Annotated in this window: 15 protein-coding genes; 14 read left to right on the top strand and 1 reads right to left on the bottom strand. The window is 64.1% G+C overall.

Annotated features, from left to right (window positions below):
* Nucleotides 1-78: 78 nt before the first annotated feature.
* The 3 genes from AABQ55_RS12935 to AABQ55_RS12925 are packed head-to-tail and all read left to right on the top strand — an operon-like array spanning nt 79 to nt 4,318.
* Nucleotides 79-1,842, top strand: coding sequence for a relaxase/mobilization nuclease domain-containing protein (locus AABQ55_RS12935; protein WP_272805293.1), 1,764 nt, complete (start codon nt 79-81; stop codon nt 1,840-1,842).
* A 31-nt stretch (nt 1,843-1,873) separates the two neighbouring features.
* Complete coding sequence (locus tag AABQ55_RS12930) at nt 1,874-3,865, top strand: conjugal transfer protein TraG (RefSeq protein WP_272807450.1); 1,992 nt, start codon at nt 1,874-1,876, stop codon at nt 3,863-3,865.
* A gap of 3 nt (nt 3,866-3,868) precedes the next feature.
* Nucleotides 3,869-4,318, top strand: a complete 450-nt coding sequence (locus AABQ55_RS12925; protein WP_272805292.1) for a CopG family transcriptional regulator — start codon at nt 3,869-3,871, stop codon at nt 4,316-4,318.
* 144 nt (nt 4,319-4,462) lie between these two features.
* On the opposite strand, the gene nhaA is transcribed toward AABQ55_RS12925, so the two are convergent.
* On the bottom strand, nt 4,463-5,677 hold the full coding sequence (gene nhaA / locus AABQ55_RS12920; RefSeq protein WP_272805291.1) for a Na+/H+ antiporter NhaA: 1,215 nt from the start codon (nt 5,675-5,677) through the stop codon (nt 4,463-4,465).
* Nucleotides 5,678-6,006: 329 nt separating this feature from the next.
* On the opposite strand from nhaA, the gene trbB reads away from it, so the two are divergent.
* The 11 genes from trbB to AABQ55_RS12865 all read left to right on the top strand — a co-directional run bounded on the left by trbB (nt 6,007) and on the right by AABQ55_RS12865 (nt 15,592).
* Nucleotides 6,007-6,996 (top strand): P-type conjugative transfer ATPase TrbB, encoded by a 990-nt coding sequence (gene trbB, locus AABQ55_RS12915; RefSeq protein ID WP_272805290.1) that lies wholly within the window; start codon nt 6,007-6,009, stop codon nt 6,994-6,996.
* Nucleotides 6,993-7,325, top strand: a complete 333-nt coding sequence (locus tag AABQ55_RS12910; protein WP_272805289.1) for a TrbC/VirB2 family protein — start codon at nt 6,993-6,995, stop codon at nt 7,323-7,325. Before trbB ends, AABQ55_RS12910 begins: the two co-directional genes overlap by 4 nt.
* On the top strand, nt 7,325-7,606 hold the full coding sequence (locus AABQ55_RS12905; protein ID WP_272805288.1) for a VirB3 family type IV secretion system protein: 282 nt from the start codon (nt 7,325-7,327) through the stop codon (nt 7,604-7,606). The genes AABQ55_RS12910 and AABQ55_RS12905 overlap by 1 nt, the downstream gene beginning before the upstream one ends.
* 13 nt (nt 7,607-7,619) lie before the next feature.
* Nucleotides 7,620-10,076: a conjugal transfer protein TrbE gene (gene trbE / locus AABQ55_RS12900; RefSeq protein WP_272805287.1), complete on the top strand. Its 2,457-nt coding sequence runs from the start codon at nt 7,620-7,622 to the stop codon at nt 10,074-10,076.
* Entirely contained in the window at nt 10,073-10,852 is a 780-nt protein-coding gene (gene trbJ, locus AABQ55_RS12895) for a P-type conjugative transfer protein TrbJ (protein ID WP_272805286.1), read from the top strand. Before trbE ends, trbJ begins: the two co-directional genes overlap by 4 nt.
* Before the next feature lie 10 nt (nt 10,853-10,862).
* On the top strand, nt 10,863-11,150 hold the full coding sequence (gene trbK-alt / locus AABQ55_RS12890) for a putative entry exclusion protein TrbK-alt (RefSeq protein ID WP_272805285.1): 288 nt from the start codon (nt 10,863-10,865) through the stop codon (nt 11,148-11,150).
* Between the two features lie 3 nt (nt 11,151-11,153).
* Complete coding sequence (trbL, locus tag AABQ55_RS12885; protein WP_272805284.1) at nt 11,154-12,512, top strand: P-type conjugative transfer protein TrbL; 1,359 nt, start codon at nt 11,154-11,156, stop codon at nt 12,510-12,512.
* Complete coding sequence (gene trbF, locus AABQ55_RS12880; protein WP_272805283.1) at nt 12,509-13,198, top strand: conjugal transfer protein TrbF; 690 nt, start codon at nt 12,509-12,511, stop codon at nt 13,196-13,198. The genes trbL and trbF overlap by 4 nt, the downstream gene beginning before the upstream one ends.
* A complete protein-coding gene (trbG, locus tag AABQ55_RS12875; protein ID WP_272805282.1) occupies nt 13,195-14,178 on the top strand; it encodes a P-type conjugative transfer protein TrbG in 984 nt (327 codons plus the stop codon). The genes trbF and trbG overlap by 4 nt, the downstream gene beginning before the upstream one ends.
* A gap of 68 nt (nt 14,179-14,246) precedes the next feature.
* Nucleotides 14,247-15,374, top strand: a complete 1,128-nt coding sequence (locus tag AABQ55_RS12870; protein ID WP_443021152.1) for a TrbI/VirB10 family protein — start codon at nt 14,247-14,249, stop codon at nt 15,372-15,374.
* Nucleotides 15,371-15,592 (top strand): DUF2274 domain-containing protein, encoded by a 222-nt coding sequence (locus AABQ55_RS12865; RefSeq protein WP_272805280.1) that lies wholly within the window; start codon nt 15,371-15,373, stop codon nt 15,590-15,592. Before AABQ55_RS12870 ends, AABQ55_RS12865 begins: the two co-directional genes overlap by 4 nt.
* Nucleotides 15,593-15,599: the final 7 nt, after the last annotated feature.

The raw sequence follows: 15,599 nt of genomic DNA, 5'->3' as shown, positions 1-15,599 counted from the left end.
GCGATTACTGATTTGCTCAGCGATTTCAATGCTGTTTCCGGCACTATGCCGGAATCCCCTCTCTGAAGGGGCGTTCTCATGAGCGAGGGAGACAGCGACTTCCGCATCCGCCCTGGGCGCATCAGATCCACCCGCGCGGGCAAGCCCAAGAGCTTCATCAACCAGGTGCTGAGGGCCTCAAAGAAAGCGGGGCACAGTTCAGGCGAAGTGCGAACAGCCAAGCGTGGGGCAAGTCGCGGTCACTCGACCTTCGGCCGTGGCCGGACCAGCTTCAGCCGCTCGCGTATCTTCAGCGCCTCGCGCCGTGTTGTCGTCAAGGCACGCGTCGTGCGCCACCAGGGCAAGTCGTTTCGTTCGGCGCCGCTGTCGGCGCATCTTTCCTATCTCAAACGCGAAGGCGTCAGCCGCGACGGGGAGAACGGCGTCATGTTCGACGCGACGAACGAGCGCGCCGACGATCTCGCCTTCTCCGATCGCTGTAAGGACGACCGGCACCACTTCCGCTTCATCGTCTCGCCCGAAGACGCCGGCGAGATGACAGACCTGCGTGAGTTCAGCCGCGATCTCGTCAGCCAGATGGAATCCGATCTCGGCACGAAGCTTGACTGGGTCGCGGTAGATCACTGGAACACAGACAATCCTCACGTTCATCTGTTGGTGCGCGGCGTCGACCAGAGCGGCGCCGATCTGGTGATCTCGCGCGACTATATCAGCCGCGGCCTGCGCTCGCGCGCCGAGGATCTTGTCTCGCTTGAACTCGGCCCCCAGCCCGAACACGAAATCCGCAACGCGCTGGAGAAGGAGGTCACCGCTGAGCGCTGGACGCGCCTCGATGTCGAGATCCGCATCGCCGCCGACGAGACCGGCTTCATCGACCTGCGGCCCGAGGCCAATGGCAAATCCGATCCTTTACTCCGCCGCCTGATTGTTGGCCGGCTCCAGCATCTCGAAAAGATGGGGCTGGCGGAACAAGGCTCTCCTGGCGAGTGGACCGTCGGGCTTCAGGCCGAACGTACGCTGCGCGATCTCGGCATGCGCGGCGATATCATCAAGACCATGCACCGCGCCTTCACCGAGCGCGGCCAGGACCGCGGCTTCAGCGACTATGTGATCGACGGGGGCGGTGCCGGCTCTCCCATCATCGGCCGCCTGGTCGACCGCGGTCTGCATGACGAGCTGACCGGCGAAGCCTATGCCGTGATCGACGGCACAGACGGCCGCGCCCATCATGTCCGCTTCCGGGGGATCGAAGCCTTCGAGCATTCCCCGCCCATCGGCGGCGTCGTCGAGGTGCGCCGCTTCGGCGGAGAGGACGATCGGCGACCAACGCTGGTACTCGCCAACCGGTCCGACTTCGATCTCAATCGGCAGATCACGGCGCCGGGGGCAACCTGGCTCGATCATCGCCTTGTGGAACGCGAGGCCATGCCGATGTCGACGGGTGGTTTCGGCGCCGAGGTCCGCGACGCCATGAAGGCCCGCGCCGAACATCTGGCCAAGGAGGGTCTGGCGCGGCGCCAGGGCCAGCGCATCATCCTGCAGCGCGATCTCCTCAACACGCTTCGTCAGCGCGAGCTCGATGCCGTGGCTACGAGACTCCAGGCGGAGACCGGACTGCCGTTCCAGAAGGCGCAGGCCGGTGAGCATGTTGCTGGGGTCTATCGTCAACGTCTGGCGCTTACTTCCGGCCGCTTCGCCGTCATCGACAACGGGCTCGGCTTTCAGCTCGTGCCATGGACCCCGCCGCTCGAAAAGAAACTCGGCCAGCACATTGCCGGCGTCGCCAAGGGCAACGGCGGCATCGAGTGGAGCCTCGGCCGGCAACGAGGGCTTGGCCTGTGACCTCCGCAAACAACAAGAAAGGACCCAAGTAATGTCCGCGACCAAAATCCTCTGGGGCCAGATACTCGTTGTCTTCCTCATCGTGCTGTTCACGACATGGGGCGCGACCCAGTACGTGGCGTGGCAACTCGGCTATCAGGCGCAACTCGGAACGCCCTGGTTCGTGCTCGGCGGCGTGCCCATCTACTATCCGCCTGCCATCTTCTGGTGGTGGTATTTCTTCGATGCCTACGCTCCAGATGTCTTTGCCAGGGGCGGGATCATCGCAGCGTCCGGTGGCTTCATCGCCATCGCGGTCGCCATCGGCATGTCGGTGTGGCGCGCGCGCGAGCAGAAGAACATCGAGACCTACGGTTCGGCCCGCTGGGCGAAGCCGCAGGAGGTCAAGGCCGCAGGCCTGCTCAATCCCGATGGCGTGGTGCTCGGCAAGCTCGATCGCAACTATCTCCGCCATGATGGCCCCGAGCACGTTTTGTGTTTCGCCCCGACCAGGAGCGGCAAAGGCGTCGGACTGGTGGTGCCCACCCTGCTGACCTGGCCGGGCTCTGTCGTGGTCCACGACATCAAGGGCGAGAATTGGCAACTCACCGCCGGGTTCCGCTCGAAGCACGGCCGCGTACTGCTCTTCGACCCGACCAACATCAAATCCGCCGCCTACAATCCTCTGCTCGAAGTGCGCCGCGGCGAATGGGAGGTGCGCGACGTCCAGAATGTCGCCGACGTGCTGGTCGATCCGGAGGGTTCTCTGGAGAAGCGTAACCATTGGGAGAAAACCAGTCACTCCCTGTTGGTCGGCGCGATCCTCCATGTTCTCTATGCCGAGCAGGACAAGACCCTGGCCGGCGTCGCCGGGTTCCTGTCCGATCCGAAGCGCCCGATCGAGACGACGCTGGCGGCGATGATGACTACGCCGCATCTGGGCGAAGCGGGCCCGCACCCGGTTATCGCTTCGACGGCCCGCGAACTCCTTAACAAGTCCGACAACGAACGCTCCGGCGTCTTGTCGACTGCCATGTCCTTCCTCGGTCTCTATCGCGATCCCGTCGTGGCCGAGGTGACGCGGCGCTGCGATTGGCGCATCGCCGATCTGATCGAAGACGAGCGTCCGGCGACCCTCTATCTCGTGGTGCCGCCCTCTGACATCTCCCGCACCAAGCCGCTGATCCGGCTCGTACTCAACCAGATCGGCCGCCGTCTCACAGAGGATCTGCACACCAAGAGCCGCCGCCATCGCGTACTGATGATGCTCGACGAGTTTCCGGCACTCGGCCGGCTCGACTTCTTCGAGAGCGCGCTCGCCTTCATGGCCGGCTACGGCATGAAAGCGTTCCTCATCGCCCAGTCGCTCAATCAGATCGAAAAGGCCTATGGCGCCAACAACTCGATCCTCGACAACTGCCATGTGCGCGTCAGCTTCGCCACCAACGACGAACGCACCGCCAAGCGTGTGTCGGATGCGCTTGGCACCGCCACCGAGATGAAGGCGATGAAGAACTATGCCGGTCACCGGCTATCACCCTGGCTCGGTCATCTGATGGTCTCGCGTTCGGAAACTGCACGCCCCCTCATGACGCCCGGCGAGATCATGCAGCTTCCGCCCAATGATGAGATCGTCATGCTGGCGGCAACACCGCCGATCCGGGCCAACAAGGCGCGATATTTCGAGGACAAACGCTTCACCGAGCGCGTCCTGCTGCCACCGGACCCGGCCACGACCAGCCGCACGACACGTAAGGATGCATGGACCGAGCTGAAGCTGCTGACACCGGACGCCGTCCTGCTGGCCGAGATTCAGAAGGCTGAACAGGATGCGGCGAACAGTGGCCTGCGGCGCGAGCCGGAACTTCCCGATCACGTCGCCATCGTCAAGGAAACGACCGAACCCAATCCGGCGGACGAGTTCAAGGCTCTGCTGGACGACGAGCCGGAGGATGCCGCGCGTCAACGCCAGGCGCTTCGCCGCCAGATGAGCGGCATCGCGCGTCAGGTCTCCATGGACCCCAACGACAATATGGATCTCTGAGCCATGCGCGACCGTATGAACGTGTATTTCCAACCCGACATGCTGCGCCAGATCGCCGACCTCGCCGACCGCAAGAAAATCTCGCGCTCAGCAATCGTCGAGGCCGCTGTAGCCTCCTTCCTCTCGCCGGACGGCGCCGACAAGCGCGAGGCCGCTTTAGCCCGACGGCTCGATCGGATGACACGACAGATTCAACGCATTGAACGCGACCTCGGCATCACTGCCGAGACGCTGGCGCTATTCGTACGCTTCTGGCTTTCCGTCACACCTCCGCTCCCGGGAGATGCAAACGCAGCAGCACAGGCAAAAGGCCGCGAACGCTATGAGGGCTTCATCGAAACCGTCGGACGGCGCCTGCAGCAAGGCCAAAGCTTCCTGCGCGAAATACCCGACGATGTTGATGACGGGCGATCGCCAACATCGTCAGATGAAGTTCTTCGTCCGGATCGGTGAGTGCCATGGCAGATTGCAAGCCCTAACTTTTCATAACGCTAACCGTCGCGGCGCGAAGATTAGGAACCTGCAATCGTCGAGGCGATGCTCAATCCTGATGGATCGATGATCCGTTCGAGGCGCTCCCGACAGGGAGTATATTCCCTACAAAACTATCGTCGACGCCGCCTTCCGACGGTCTGATACACGAAGAACCGCATAACCAGCCAGCCCTGCGATTAGGGATCCGGCTAAAATCCCGAACTTGACGCGATCCTGCATCGCAGGATCGTCAAACGCCAGCAGGCCAATGAACAGGCTCATTGTGAAGCCAATTCCGCACAGCAGCGCAACGCCGAGTGTCTGCCCCCAGCTCGCGGCGGCGGGAAGATCGGCAAGACCTAGCCGCACCAGAGCGGCTACGGTGCCGAACACGCCGACCAGCTTACCGACTACGAGACCAGCCGCCACACCGAGCGTCAGTGGCTCGATCAAGACAGCAGGGGTGACGCCTGTAAAGGAAACGCCAGCATTGGCAAAGCCGAAAATGGGAACAATCAGAAAGGCGACAGGCTTTTGCAGGGCATGTTCGAGCTGATGCAACGGCGAAACCGAGGGCGATGCTTCCGGCGTCCCGGGCGTGAGGCGAATAGGAATGGTCAACGCCAGTATGACGCCGGCCAGTGTGGCATGAACGCCGGAGCGCAACACCAGCACCCAAAGCACAGCTCCGAGAACCAGATAGAGCCAAAGGCGCATGACACCCAACCTGTTCAGGAGGATCAGAGCGCTGATAACCAGAGCCGCGCCACCGAGAGCAACGAAGTTCAAATCGGTCGTATAGAATAGTGCGATCACGATGACCGCACCGAGATCATCAATGATCGCCAGTGCTGCGAGGAAGATTTTCAACGACGCCGGCACTTTTGGCCCGAGCAAAGACAGGACACCGAGCGCAAAGGCGATGTCGGTCGCAGACGGGATTGCCCATCCACGCAAGGCGGCAGGATCGCCGAGATTAAATGCAATGTAGATCAATGCCGGAAAGGCCATCCCGCCAGCAGCGGCGGCCCCCGGTAGCAACCGACGACTCCAGCTCGACAATTGCCCGTCCAACATCTCGCGCTTGATCTCAAGCCCGACCAACAGAAAGAACAAGGCCATTAGCGCGTCATTTATCCAGTGCTGGACGCTCAACGGGCCGATATAGGCATGCAGCGCCGAGAAGTAGCTCCCGGCGACAGGCGAATTTGCGGTGAGGATGGCGAGCACTGCAACGGCCATGAGAAGGATGCCGCCAGAGGCTTCATTGTCGAGGAATTGCCGGAGCGTGGAATTGATACGGCCCCGATTAGGGCTGACAGGCTGAGTTGAGGCCATAAGGCTGCATCCTCTGGGAAAGAGTTGTTCTTTTTCTCCGTATTAGGGTGAGACCCTGGCGCACGCAGCACACGCCATGATTCGCTTAGCATACTCAGGCCGCTCGGCATGGCGAGCAAAACCGGAGCAATTATCCGGTTCTTTGAGATTTTTCCTTCGACCACCGGCCATCAGATTGTGGTGATGACCAGGCTCCGCCGCCGTTTTCCTGTATTTGCACGCCACAGCCCTACTACGACAAAGACTTGTTGAATCAGCCCAACTTCAGGCTCTTTTAATCGTCCCCGATCCAGGGCCAGCCGAACGGTCCCTGAACGCAAGGGGACGACATGGCGGCATCTCACCAGAAATCGGAGGCGATCACGCGCGGCGCGCGCATGCTGCGCACAGCCCTTGGACCGGCCATCGCACGGTTTCTGGAAGACCCATCGATCGTCGAGGTGATGCTCAATCCCGACGGCCGGCTCTGGATCGACCGCCTCTCCGAAGGTCTCTCCGACACGGGTGAACGACTGGCGCCCGCCGATGGCGAACGAATCGTCCGTTTGGTCGCCCACCATGTCGGCGCCGAAGTCCACCCCGGCAGCCCACGCGTCTCAGCCGAACTGCCCGAGACGGGGGAACGGTTCGAGGGACTGCTGCCGCCTGTTGTCGCTGCGCCTGCCTTCGCCATCCGCAAACCTGCTGTGGCGGTGTTCACGCTCGACGATTATGTCGCTGCCGGCATTATGTCAGCGAACCAAGCCGAGGCCCTACGAGCAGCGGTGTCCTCGCGCGCCAACATTCTCGTTGCCGGCGGCACCTCGACCGGCAAGACCACACTAACAAATGCGCTTCTCGCCGAGGTCTCGAAGACCACGGATCGCGTCGTCATCATCGAGGACACGCGCGAACTGCAATGCACGGCGCCCAACCTCGTCGCCATGCGGACGAAGGACGGCGTCGCCACGCTCTCCGATCTGGTCCGCTCTTCGCTGCGCCTGCGCCCCGACCGCATTCCGATCGGCGAAGTGCGTGGGGCCGAGGCCCTTGATCTCCTCAAGGCATGGGGCACCGGTCACCCTGGCGGCATCGGAACGATTCACGCGGGCACCGGCATCGGCGCGCTGCGCCGCCTCGAACAGCTCATCCAGGAAGCCGTCGTCACCGTCCCGCGCGCGCTTATCGCCGAGACCATCAATCTCGTCGCCGTGCTCGCCGGGCGCGGATCGCAGCGCCGGCTGGTGGAGCTTGCCCGCGTCGAGGGTCTCGGCCCCGACGGCGATTACCGCATCACCCCCGCAACCCAAGCCCCCAGCCCAACAGGAGAGCCCTCATGATCCGCCGCGCTCGGCGCATTCGCCGTCACGTCGCGACGGCCGTCGCCGTCACCTATACCAGCCTCATCCTCGCGCCCGCCGCCCATGCATCCGGCTCGTCCATGCCGTGGGAAGCACCGCTTCAATCGATCCTGCAATCGATCGAAGGACCGGTCGCCAAAATCATCGCCGTCATCATCATTATCGTCACCGGCCTGACGCTGGCCTTCGGCGACTCGTCCGGCGGCTTCCGCCGGCTCATCCAGATCGTCTTCGGCCTGTCGATCGCCTTCGCGGCGTCGAGCTTCTTTCTGTCCTTCTTCTCGTTTGGCGGCGGGGCGCTCGTCTGATGGCGACCGGCTTCGAACAACTCGACGAGGTTCCGGGCTTCACCGTGCCAGTCCACCGGGCGCTGACCGAGCATATCCTGCTCGGCGGCGCCCCACGCTCGATCGCCATCATGAACGGCACGCTGGCAGGCGCCGTCGGTCTCGGCCTGCGTCTCTGGCTGGTGGGCCTCGCCATCTGGGTCATCGGCCACTTCGCCGCCGTCTGGGCTGCCAAGCGCGATCCGCTGTTCGTCGAGGTTGGCCGGAGGCATCTGCGCATTCCCGGTCACCTTTCGGTCTGAGGGAGCTGCGACCATGATGAACCTTGCCGAATATCGCCGTACCGCCGCCCGTCTCGCCGACTACCTGCCCTGGGTCGCCCTCGTCGGTGAGGGTGCTATCCTCAACAAGGACGGTTCATTCCAGCGCACGGCGCGCTTTCGTGGCCCGGACCTCGACAGCGCCGTCGCGGCCGAGCTCGTTGCCATCGCTGGACGCCTCAACAACGCCTTCCGCCGTCTCGGTTCCGGCTGGGCGATCTTCGTCGAGGCGCAGCGCCATGAGGCCTCGACCTATCCCGAAAGCCGCTTTCCCGATCCCGCCTCGGCGCTGATCGACGCCGAGCGCAAGGCTGATTTCGAGGAAGCCGGCACGCATTTCATCTCCAGCTACTTCTTGACCTTCACCTATCTGCCGCCGGCCGAGGACGCAGCGCGCACGGAATCCTGGCTCTACGAAGGGCGAGATCGGACCGGCGTCGATCCTCACGAAATCCTCCGGGGCTTCATTGACCGCACCGACAGGGTGCTCGCTCTACTCGACGGCTTCATGCCCGAGTGCGGCTGGCTCGATGACGCCGAGACGCTGACCTATCTGCATTCCTGCGTTTCGACCAATCGGCATCGTGTGCGGGTTCCAGAGACGCCGATGTATCTGGACGCGCTGCTCGCCGATCAACCGCTTACCGGCGGTCTGGAGCCACGTCTCGGCAACTCGCATCTTCGCATCCTCACCATCGTCGGCTTTCCGACCGCGACCACGCCCGGCATCCTCGACGAGCTCAACCGTCTCGCATTCCCCTATCGCTGGTCGACGCGGGCAGTCCTGCTCGACAAGACCGATGCGACCAAGCTGCTGACGAAGATCAGGCGGCAATGGTTCGCCAAGCGCAAGTCGATCGGCGCCATCCTGAAAGAGGTGATGACCAACGAGGCGTCCGCGCTCGTCGACACCGACGCCGCCAACAAGGCGGCGGATGCCGATCTCGCGCTTCAGGAGCTCGGCGCCGACTATGCCGGCCAGGCCTATGTGACGGCGACCATCACCGTCTGGGATAGCGATCCGAACATCGCCGACGAGAAGCTGCGGCTGGTCGAGAAGGTGATCCAAGGCCGCGACTTCACCGCCATGGCCGAAACCATCAATGCCGTCGATGCCTGGCTCGGCTCGCTGCCAGGGCATGTCTACGCCAATGTCCGGCAGCCGCCGATCTCGACGCTCAATCTCGCCCACATGATCCCCCTAAGCGCAGTGTGGGCGGGGCCGGAACGGGATGAACACTTCGGGTCGCCCCCCTTGCTGTTCGGCAAGACCGAGGGAAGCACCCCGTTCCGGTTTTCCCTTCATGTCGGCGATGTCGGCCATACGCTGGTCGTCGGCCCGACCGGCGCGGGCAAATCTGTTCTGCTCGCCCTCATGGCCTTGCAGTTCCGCCGCTATGCAAACTCCCAGGTCTTCGCCTTCGACTTCGGCGGCTCGATCCGGGCGGCCGCTCTGGCCATGGGCGGCGACTGGCACGATCTCGGCGGCGACCTGACAGAAGGCTCCGAGTTCTCCGTCTCGCTCCAGCCGCTCGCCCGCATCCATGAGGTGCCCGAACGCGCCTGGGCCGCCGACTGGCTCGTCGCCATTCTGATGCGCGAGGGCATCCAGATCACGCCAGAGGTGAAGGAGCATCTGTGGTCGGCGCTGACCTCGCTCGCCTCCGCACCGGTCGGGGAAAGGACCATCACTGGTCTTTGCGTTCTCCTGCAATCGAACGATCTGAAGCAGGCGCTGCGGTCCTATTGCGTCGGCGGTCCCTATGGCCGGCTGCTCGACGCCGAACAGGAGCATCTCGGTCACGGCTCGGTGCAGGCGTTCGAGATCGAGGGCCTCGTCGGCACCGGCTCCGCGCCAGCGGTGCTCGCTTATCTCTTCCATCGCATCGGCGACCGGCTCGACGGCTCGCCAACCTTGCTCATCATCGACGAGGGCTGGCTGGCGCTCGACGACGAGGGCTTCGCCGGACAGCTACGCGAATGGCTGAAGACGCTGCGCAAGAAGAACGCCAGCGTCATCTTCGCCACCCAGTCGCTCAGCGACATTGATGGCTCGGCGATCGCGCCAGCGATCATCGAGAGCTGCCCGACGCGGCTGTTGTTGCCGAACGAACGCGCGATCGAGCCGCAGATCACGGCGATCTATCGCCGCTTCGGCCTTAACGACCGCCAGATCGAGATCCTCGCCCGTGCCACGCCCAAGCGTGACTATTACTGCCAGTCGCGGCGCGGCAATCGCCTGTTCGATCTGGGCCTGTCCGAAGTGGGACTCGCCCTCACGGCCGCGTCCTCGAAAACCGATCAGGCGGCCATCGCCCGCATCTTCGCGGAACATGGCCCGGACGGCTTTCTCGACGCCTGGCTGCGCCTGCGCGGCGTCGATTGGGCCGCCGATCTCATCCCCGATCTCTCCAATCTCATTCCCCAAGCCACCAAGGAGGCTAAGTCATGACTATCCATCGTTCCCCTTCGCGCACCACGTTGTTGGCGGCAACCATGCTGGCGGTCCCGCTGGCGCTTGCTCCTGTGTTCATCGCGCCGGCGCATGCTCAGTTCGGCTTTGGCAGGATCGTTTTCGACCCCTCCAACTATGCGGAAAACGTGCTCACCGCCGCGCGCACGCTTGAGCAGATCAACAACCAGATCACCCAGCTCCAGAACGAAGCGCAGATGCTCATCAACCAGGCCCGCAATCTCGCGAGCCTGCCACATTCCTCGCTCCAGCAGCTTCAACAGAGTGTTCAGCGCACGCAGCAGCTTCTCGCCCAAGCGCAGAACATCGCCTTCGACGTCCAGAACATCGATCAAATGTTTCAGCAGCAATACGGCAATGTCTCGCTGTCCACGACGGACCAGCAACTCGTCACTGATGCCCGATCGCGCTGGCAGAACACGGTCGGCGGATTGCAGGACGCGATGCGCGTGCAAGCCGGCGTGGTCGGCAACATCGACACAAACCGCACGGAAATGTCGACGCTAGTCGGCCAGAGTCAGGGCGCCACGGGCGCACTCCAGGCGACGCAAGCCGGTAACCAGCTTCTCGCGCTCCAGTCGCAACAGCTCTCCGACCTTGTCGCACTGCTCGCGGCCAACGGTCGCGCGGGCGCACTGACTGAGGCCGAGAGGGCTGCGGCGGCCGAACAGGGGCGGGAGCAACGCCGCCGATTCTTGACACCCGGTTCTGGTTATCAGCCGGGCAACGCGCAGATGTTCAACAACGGCAACTGAGGGCGAGAGCATGGACGGCAAGATGCTGGCCCGGCTGGGCGCCGTCGTCTTCGTCGCCGTCGCGATCACCGCGACGGCGATCGAGATGACCCGGAAAGAGGAGGCTCCCTCAACAGAGCCCGTGCGCCTCATCGAGCCTTCGCGCGATCCGCTGCGCGAGGGTCAACGCCGGTGCCAGCAGCTTGGACAGAGGGCAATCGACGATACCGAATGCCTTCGCGTCTGGGCAGAGACCCGCGATCGCTTCCTCGGCCGCTCACAGCAGCCGGCCCCTCCCACTGCGAGCGAAGGGAGATAGATCATGGGCGGCACAGGCGTCATCGATACCTTCCTCGGGACTTTCACCCGCTACATCGACTCAGGCTTCGGTCTGCTCGGCGGCGAAGTCGCCTTCATCGCGACCACCCTGATCGTCATCGATGTGACGCTCGCTGCCCTGTTCTGGTCCTGGGGCGCCGACGACGACATCATCGCGCGCCTCGTGAAGAAGACGCTGTTCGTCGGCGTCTTCGCCTACATCATCGGCAACTGGAACAATCTGGCGAATATCATCTTCGACAGCTTCGCCGGCCTCGGTCTTAAAGGCTCTGGCACGAGCTTCACCGCGCAAGACCTGATGCGCCCCGGCAAGGTGGCGCAGACCGGCCTCGACGCGGCGCGACCGCTGCTCGATTCCATCTCCGACCTGATGGGCTGGATCGCCTTCTTCGAGAATTTCATCCAGATCGCCTGCCTGCTCTTTGCCTGGGCGCTGGTGCTGCTCGCTTTCTTCATTCTGGCTGTCCAGCTCTTCGTGACGCTCATCGAATTCAAGCTGACCACGCTCGCCGGCTTCGTGCTCATCCCGTTCGGCCTGTTCGGCAAGACCGCCTTCATGGCAGAGCGCGTCCTGGGCAACGTCGTCTCGTCCGGGATCAAGGTGCTGGTGCTCGCGGTCGTCATCGGCATCGGCTCGACCTTGTTCTCGCAATTCACCGCAGGATTCGGCGGCCAGACGCCATCGATCGACGACGCCATGGCCGTCGTGCTCGCAGCACTTTCCCTTCTTGGCCTCGGCATCTTCGGCCCCGGAATTGCCAACGGGCTCGTGTCGGGTGGTCCGCAGCTTGGCGCCGGTGCTGCTGTCGGCACGGGCCTCGCCGTAGGCGGAGCGGCCCTCGCCGCAGGCGGGGCAGCCGGCCTTGCCGTGAAGGGAGGAGGAGCGGCTCTTTCCGGTGGAGCAGCCGCTGTTCGTGGCGGTGCAGTCGCAGCAGGCGCCGCTTCGTCGGCCTACAGCCTTGGCTCGCTCGGACAGTCCGGGGCGTCCGGCATGGCATCCGGTCTCGGGGGCGTCGCCCGCGCCGCAGGCTCAGCCGCCGTCTCGCCGCTCAAGCGTGCCGCATCGAAAGCCACCGAAAGCGTCAAATCCAGCTTCTCCGATGGTGCGAAGGCCGGCTTCGGCGTGACCGGCGGCTCTTCGACCATGGGAACCATCGGCGGCGGTGATGCCGCTGCGGCGTCTGCCAGTTCGCCGCGCGACGGTGCGCCTGACTGGGCAAAGCGCATGAAACGCAGCCAGGCCCTCAGCCATGGCGTCTCGGCCGCCGCACACGCCGTCCGGTCTGGCGACAGCCACGGCGGCGGCTCTTCCGTCAATCTTTCCGAAAGTGACCGCTCATGAGCCTCTTCAAACGTCCCGCTACCCATTACGGCAAGACGCCGGAACCCGAAACGCCCTATCAAAAGGCCGCACAGGTCTGGGACGAGCGTATCGGCTCCGCCCGCGTCCAGGCAAAGAACTGGCGCTTTATGGCCTTCGGCAGCCTGGTCCTTTCGGCCGGCTTCGCCGCAGCTCTGGTCTGGCAGTCGGCGCGCGGAACCGTCGTGCCCTGGGTGGTACAGGTCGACAATCTCGGCCAGGCGCAGACCGTAGCGCCGGCTTCGGCGGACTATCGTCCCAACGATCCGCAGATCGCCTTCCATCTGGCTCGCTTCATCGAACAGACCCGCGCCATCCCGGCCGATCCGATCATCGTGCGGCAAAACTGGCTACGGGCCTATGAATGGACCACGGATCGCGGTGCGGCGGCGCTCAACGACTATGCCCGCGCCAACGATCCCTTTACCCGCGTCGGCCGCCAGCAGATCGCCGTCGAAGTGTCGAGCGTCATCCGCGCATCGCCGGACTCGTTCCGCGTCGCCTGGACCGAACGCCACTACGAAAATGGCCAGCTCTCCAAGACAGAGCGCTGGACCGCGATCCTGACCATCGTGATCCAGACGCCGCGCGACGCCGAGAGGCTGCGCGCCAATCCGCTCGGGATCTATGTCAACGCCATCAACTGGTCGCGGGAGATGAGCCAATGAGCCGCCCGACGATAAGCAAACCCGCCTTTGAGGCTTTCCGTAAACCCGCTTTGGCGCTTGTCCTGCTTTCCGCGACTGCGCTGGCCGGCTGCGCGACCAATCGGCCACCCCAGATCAGCTATGATGCGGATGTGCCGCCGCTGCCGGCCGTGCCAGCGGTCGCCACCGATCAGCGCCCGAGGCCCTTGCATGTGCCCCCGGCCTGGACGCCGGCACGAGGCGGCGCCACGGCCAGCACGCCGGAAGGACGCGTCGAGAACGCCAACACCGCAGCCCGCGTGCAGCCGCGCCGCGAAGGCTATTACAATTCGATCCAGATCTATCCGTGGAGCGAAGGCGCCCTCTACCAAGTCTATGCCGCGCCCGGTCAGATCACCAATATCGCACTAGAGCCAGGCGAGAACCTCACCGGCGCCGGCCCGATCGCCGCCGGCGACACCGCCCGCTGGATCATCGGGGACACTGAAAGCGGTAGCGGCGTAAGCCGCCGCGTCCATATCCTCGTCAAGCCGTCGCGCGCCGACATCACGACGAACCTCGTCGTGACCACGGACCGCCGCGTCTACATGATCGAGCTGCGCTCGGGCGAAAAACCCTATATGCCCGCCGTGGCCTGGGCCTATCCTGCACCACCGGTAGGCCAGCGGCAGACCGTTCCGGCCACGCCGGTCATCCCGATCGCGTCCGCGCGCAACTACCGCTACGGCCTGGCCGGTGACACACCGCCCTGGCGGCCGGTCTCCATCTACGACGATGGACGCCGCGTCTATGTCGAGTTTCCGCGCGGCATCGCCCAAGGCGAGATGCCGCCGCTCTTCGTCATCGGATCGGACGGCGAGCCGCAGATCGTCAATAGCCGCATCTACCAGAACATCCTGATCGTCGATCGTCTCTTCGGCGCGGCCGAGCTGCGCCTCGGCGGCGGCGATCGCCAGCAGACCGTCAGGATTTTCCGTACTGATGGGAGACCCTCGTCATGAGCAGCCAGGAAGATAACCGAGAAGAAGACACCTCGCTCACCGGTCCCACTGTCGATTCCTCGTCCACGATGCGGCTGCGCGCCGAACCGCCGCGCGTAACGCGCTTGTCACGCAAGGTGCTGGCCAGCGTGGGCCTTATCGCAAGTATCGGGATTGGCGGCGCCCTCATCTATGCGCTCCAGACCCGGGACGGCGGGCCGGGAAACGAAGAGCTCTATTCGACGGATAACCGCGCGACCGCTGACGGTCTCGCCGGGCTCCCGCGCGATTACACCGGTCCTCTCCTGGGTCCGCCGCTGCCCGGCGATCTCGGGCGGCCGATCCTCGACGCCCAGAACCGCGGTCAACCCGTCATGCCACCGGTGATGGCCACGCCCCAGGTCGATCCCGAGGAGCAGCGCCGTCTGGCCGAGGAAGAAGCAGCACGAACGAGCCGCGTCTTCTTCCAGACCGGTCCCGGAACGGCAGCGGGTTCCACAACGCCTCCTGGCGTCGCCAGCCCAAATCTCGCTGGCCTCGGGCTGCCTGGGCAGACGGGCGCGTCGACTGCCCAGGACCGGCAGAACGCCTTTCTCAATGCCGGCGTCGATCGTCGCACCGTTGCACCGGATAGCGTCATGGCGCCAGCCTCACCCTATGTGCTTCAGGCCGGTGCAGTCATATCTGCTGCCCTCATCACCGGCATCCGCTCGGACCTGCCCGGCCAGATCACCGCTCAAGTCACCGAGCACATCTATGACAGCCCGACCGGCCACATCCTGCTGGTGCCCCAGGGCACCCGCATTATCGGCGAATACAGCAATGATGTCGGATTCGGGCAACGTCGCGTGCTGCTGGTCTGGAACCGTCTCATCATGCCCAACGGCCGGTCGATCGTACTGGAACGCCAGCCCGGCGCCGATACGCAAGGCTACGCCGGACTGGAAGATGGCGTCGACTACCACTGGTGGGATCTGGCGAAGGCTGCCGGCCTCTCGACGCTTCTGGCCGTCGGCACCGAACTCGCTGTTGATGACGAAGACCGCCTGATCCGCGCAATTCGTGATGGCGCACAGGATACGATCAACGATGCAGGTCAGCAGATCATCCGCCGTCAGTTGCAGGTCGCGCCGACGCTTACAATCCGGCCGGGGTATCCTGTCCGGGTGATCGTCACGCGCGATCTCGTCCTCGAGCCCTATGGAGAAGCGCAATGAGCAAACTGAAGCTCGGCCCAATCGCCGAGGATAAGCCGGTGAAGATAACGCTGGATCTGCCCGGCGCTCTGCACCGTGACCTCAGTGCATATGCGGAGGCGCTTGGCCGCGAATCCGGCCAGCCCGTCATCGACCCCAAAAAGCTCATCGTTCCGATGCTCGAACGGTTCATGGCAACCGACCGAGGGTTCGCCAAGGCGCGCCGAAATCGCGAATGAGCGAAAT

It is taken from the genome of Shinella sp. WSD5-1 (assembly GCF_963942435.1).
Lineage (GTDB): Bacteria > Pseudomonadota > Alphaproteobacteria > Rhizobiales > Rhizobiaceae > Shinella > Shinella yambaruensis.
This window is presented reverse-complemented; position numbering and strand designations above follow the sequence as displayed.

Bases quoted from the DNA above. Each gene is read 5' to 3' on its own strand.
- AABQ55_RS12935 (WP_272805293.1), top strand. From the start codon at position 79: ATGAGCGAGGGAGACAGCGACTTCCGCATCCGCCCTGGGCGCATCAGA.
- AABQ55_RS12930 (WP_272807450.1), top strand. From the start codon at position 1,874: ATGTCCGCGACCAAAATCCTCTGGGGCCAGATACTCGTTGTCTTCCTC.
- AABQ55_RS12925 (WP_272805292.1), top strand. From the start codon at position 3,869: ATGCGCGACCGTATGAACGTGTATTTCCAACCCGACATGCTGCGCCAG.
- nhaA (WP_272805291.1), bottom strand. From the start codon at position 5,677: ATGGCCTCAACTCAGCCTGTCAGCCCTAATCGGGGCCGTATCAATTCC.
- trbB (WP_272805290.1), top strand. From the start codon at position 6,007: ATGGCGGCATCTCACCAGAAATCGGAGGCGATCACGCGCGGCGCGCGC.
- AABQ55_RS12910 (WP_272805289.1), top strand. From the start codon at position 6,993: ATGATCCGCCGCGCTCGGCGCATTCGCCGTCACGTCGCGACGGCCGTC.
- AABQ55_RS12905 (WP_272805288.1), top strand. From the start codon at position 7,325: ATGGCGACCGGCTTCGAACAACTCGACGAGGTTCCGGGCTTCACCGTG.
- trbE (WP_272805287.1), top strand. From the start codon at position 7,620: ATGATGAACCTTGCCGAATATCGCCGTACCGCCGCCCGTCTCGCCGAC.
- trbJ (WP_272805286.1), top strand. From the start codon at position 10,073: ATGACTATCCATCGTTCCCCTTCGCGCACCACGTTGTTGGCGGCAACC.
- trbK-alt (WP_272805285.1), top strand. From the start codon at position 10,863: ATGGACGGCAAGATGCTGGCCCGGCTGGGCGCCGTCGTCTTCGTCGCC.
- trbL (WP_272805284.1), top strand. From the start codon at position 11,154: ATGGGCGGCACAGGCGTCATCGATACCTTCCTCGGGACTTTCACCCGC.
- trbF (WP_272805283.1), top strand. From the start codon at position 12,509: ATGAGCCTCTTCAAACGTCCCGCTACCCATTACGGCAAGACGCCGGAA.
- trbG (WP_272805282.1), top strand. From the start codon at position 13,195: ATGAGCCGCCCGACGATAAGCAAACCCGCCTTTGAGGCTTTCCGTAAA.
- AABQ55_RS12870 (WP_443021152.1), top strand. From the start codon at position 14,247: ATGCGGCTGCGCGCCGAACCGCCGCGCGTAACGCGCTTGTCACGCAAG.
- AABQ55_RS12865 (WP_272805280.1), top strand. From the start codon at position 15,371: ATGAGCAAACTGAAGCTCGGCCCAATCGCCGAGGATAAGCCGGTGAAG.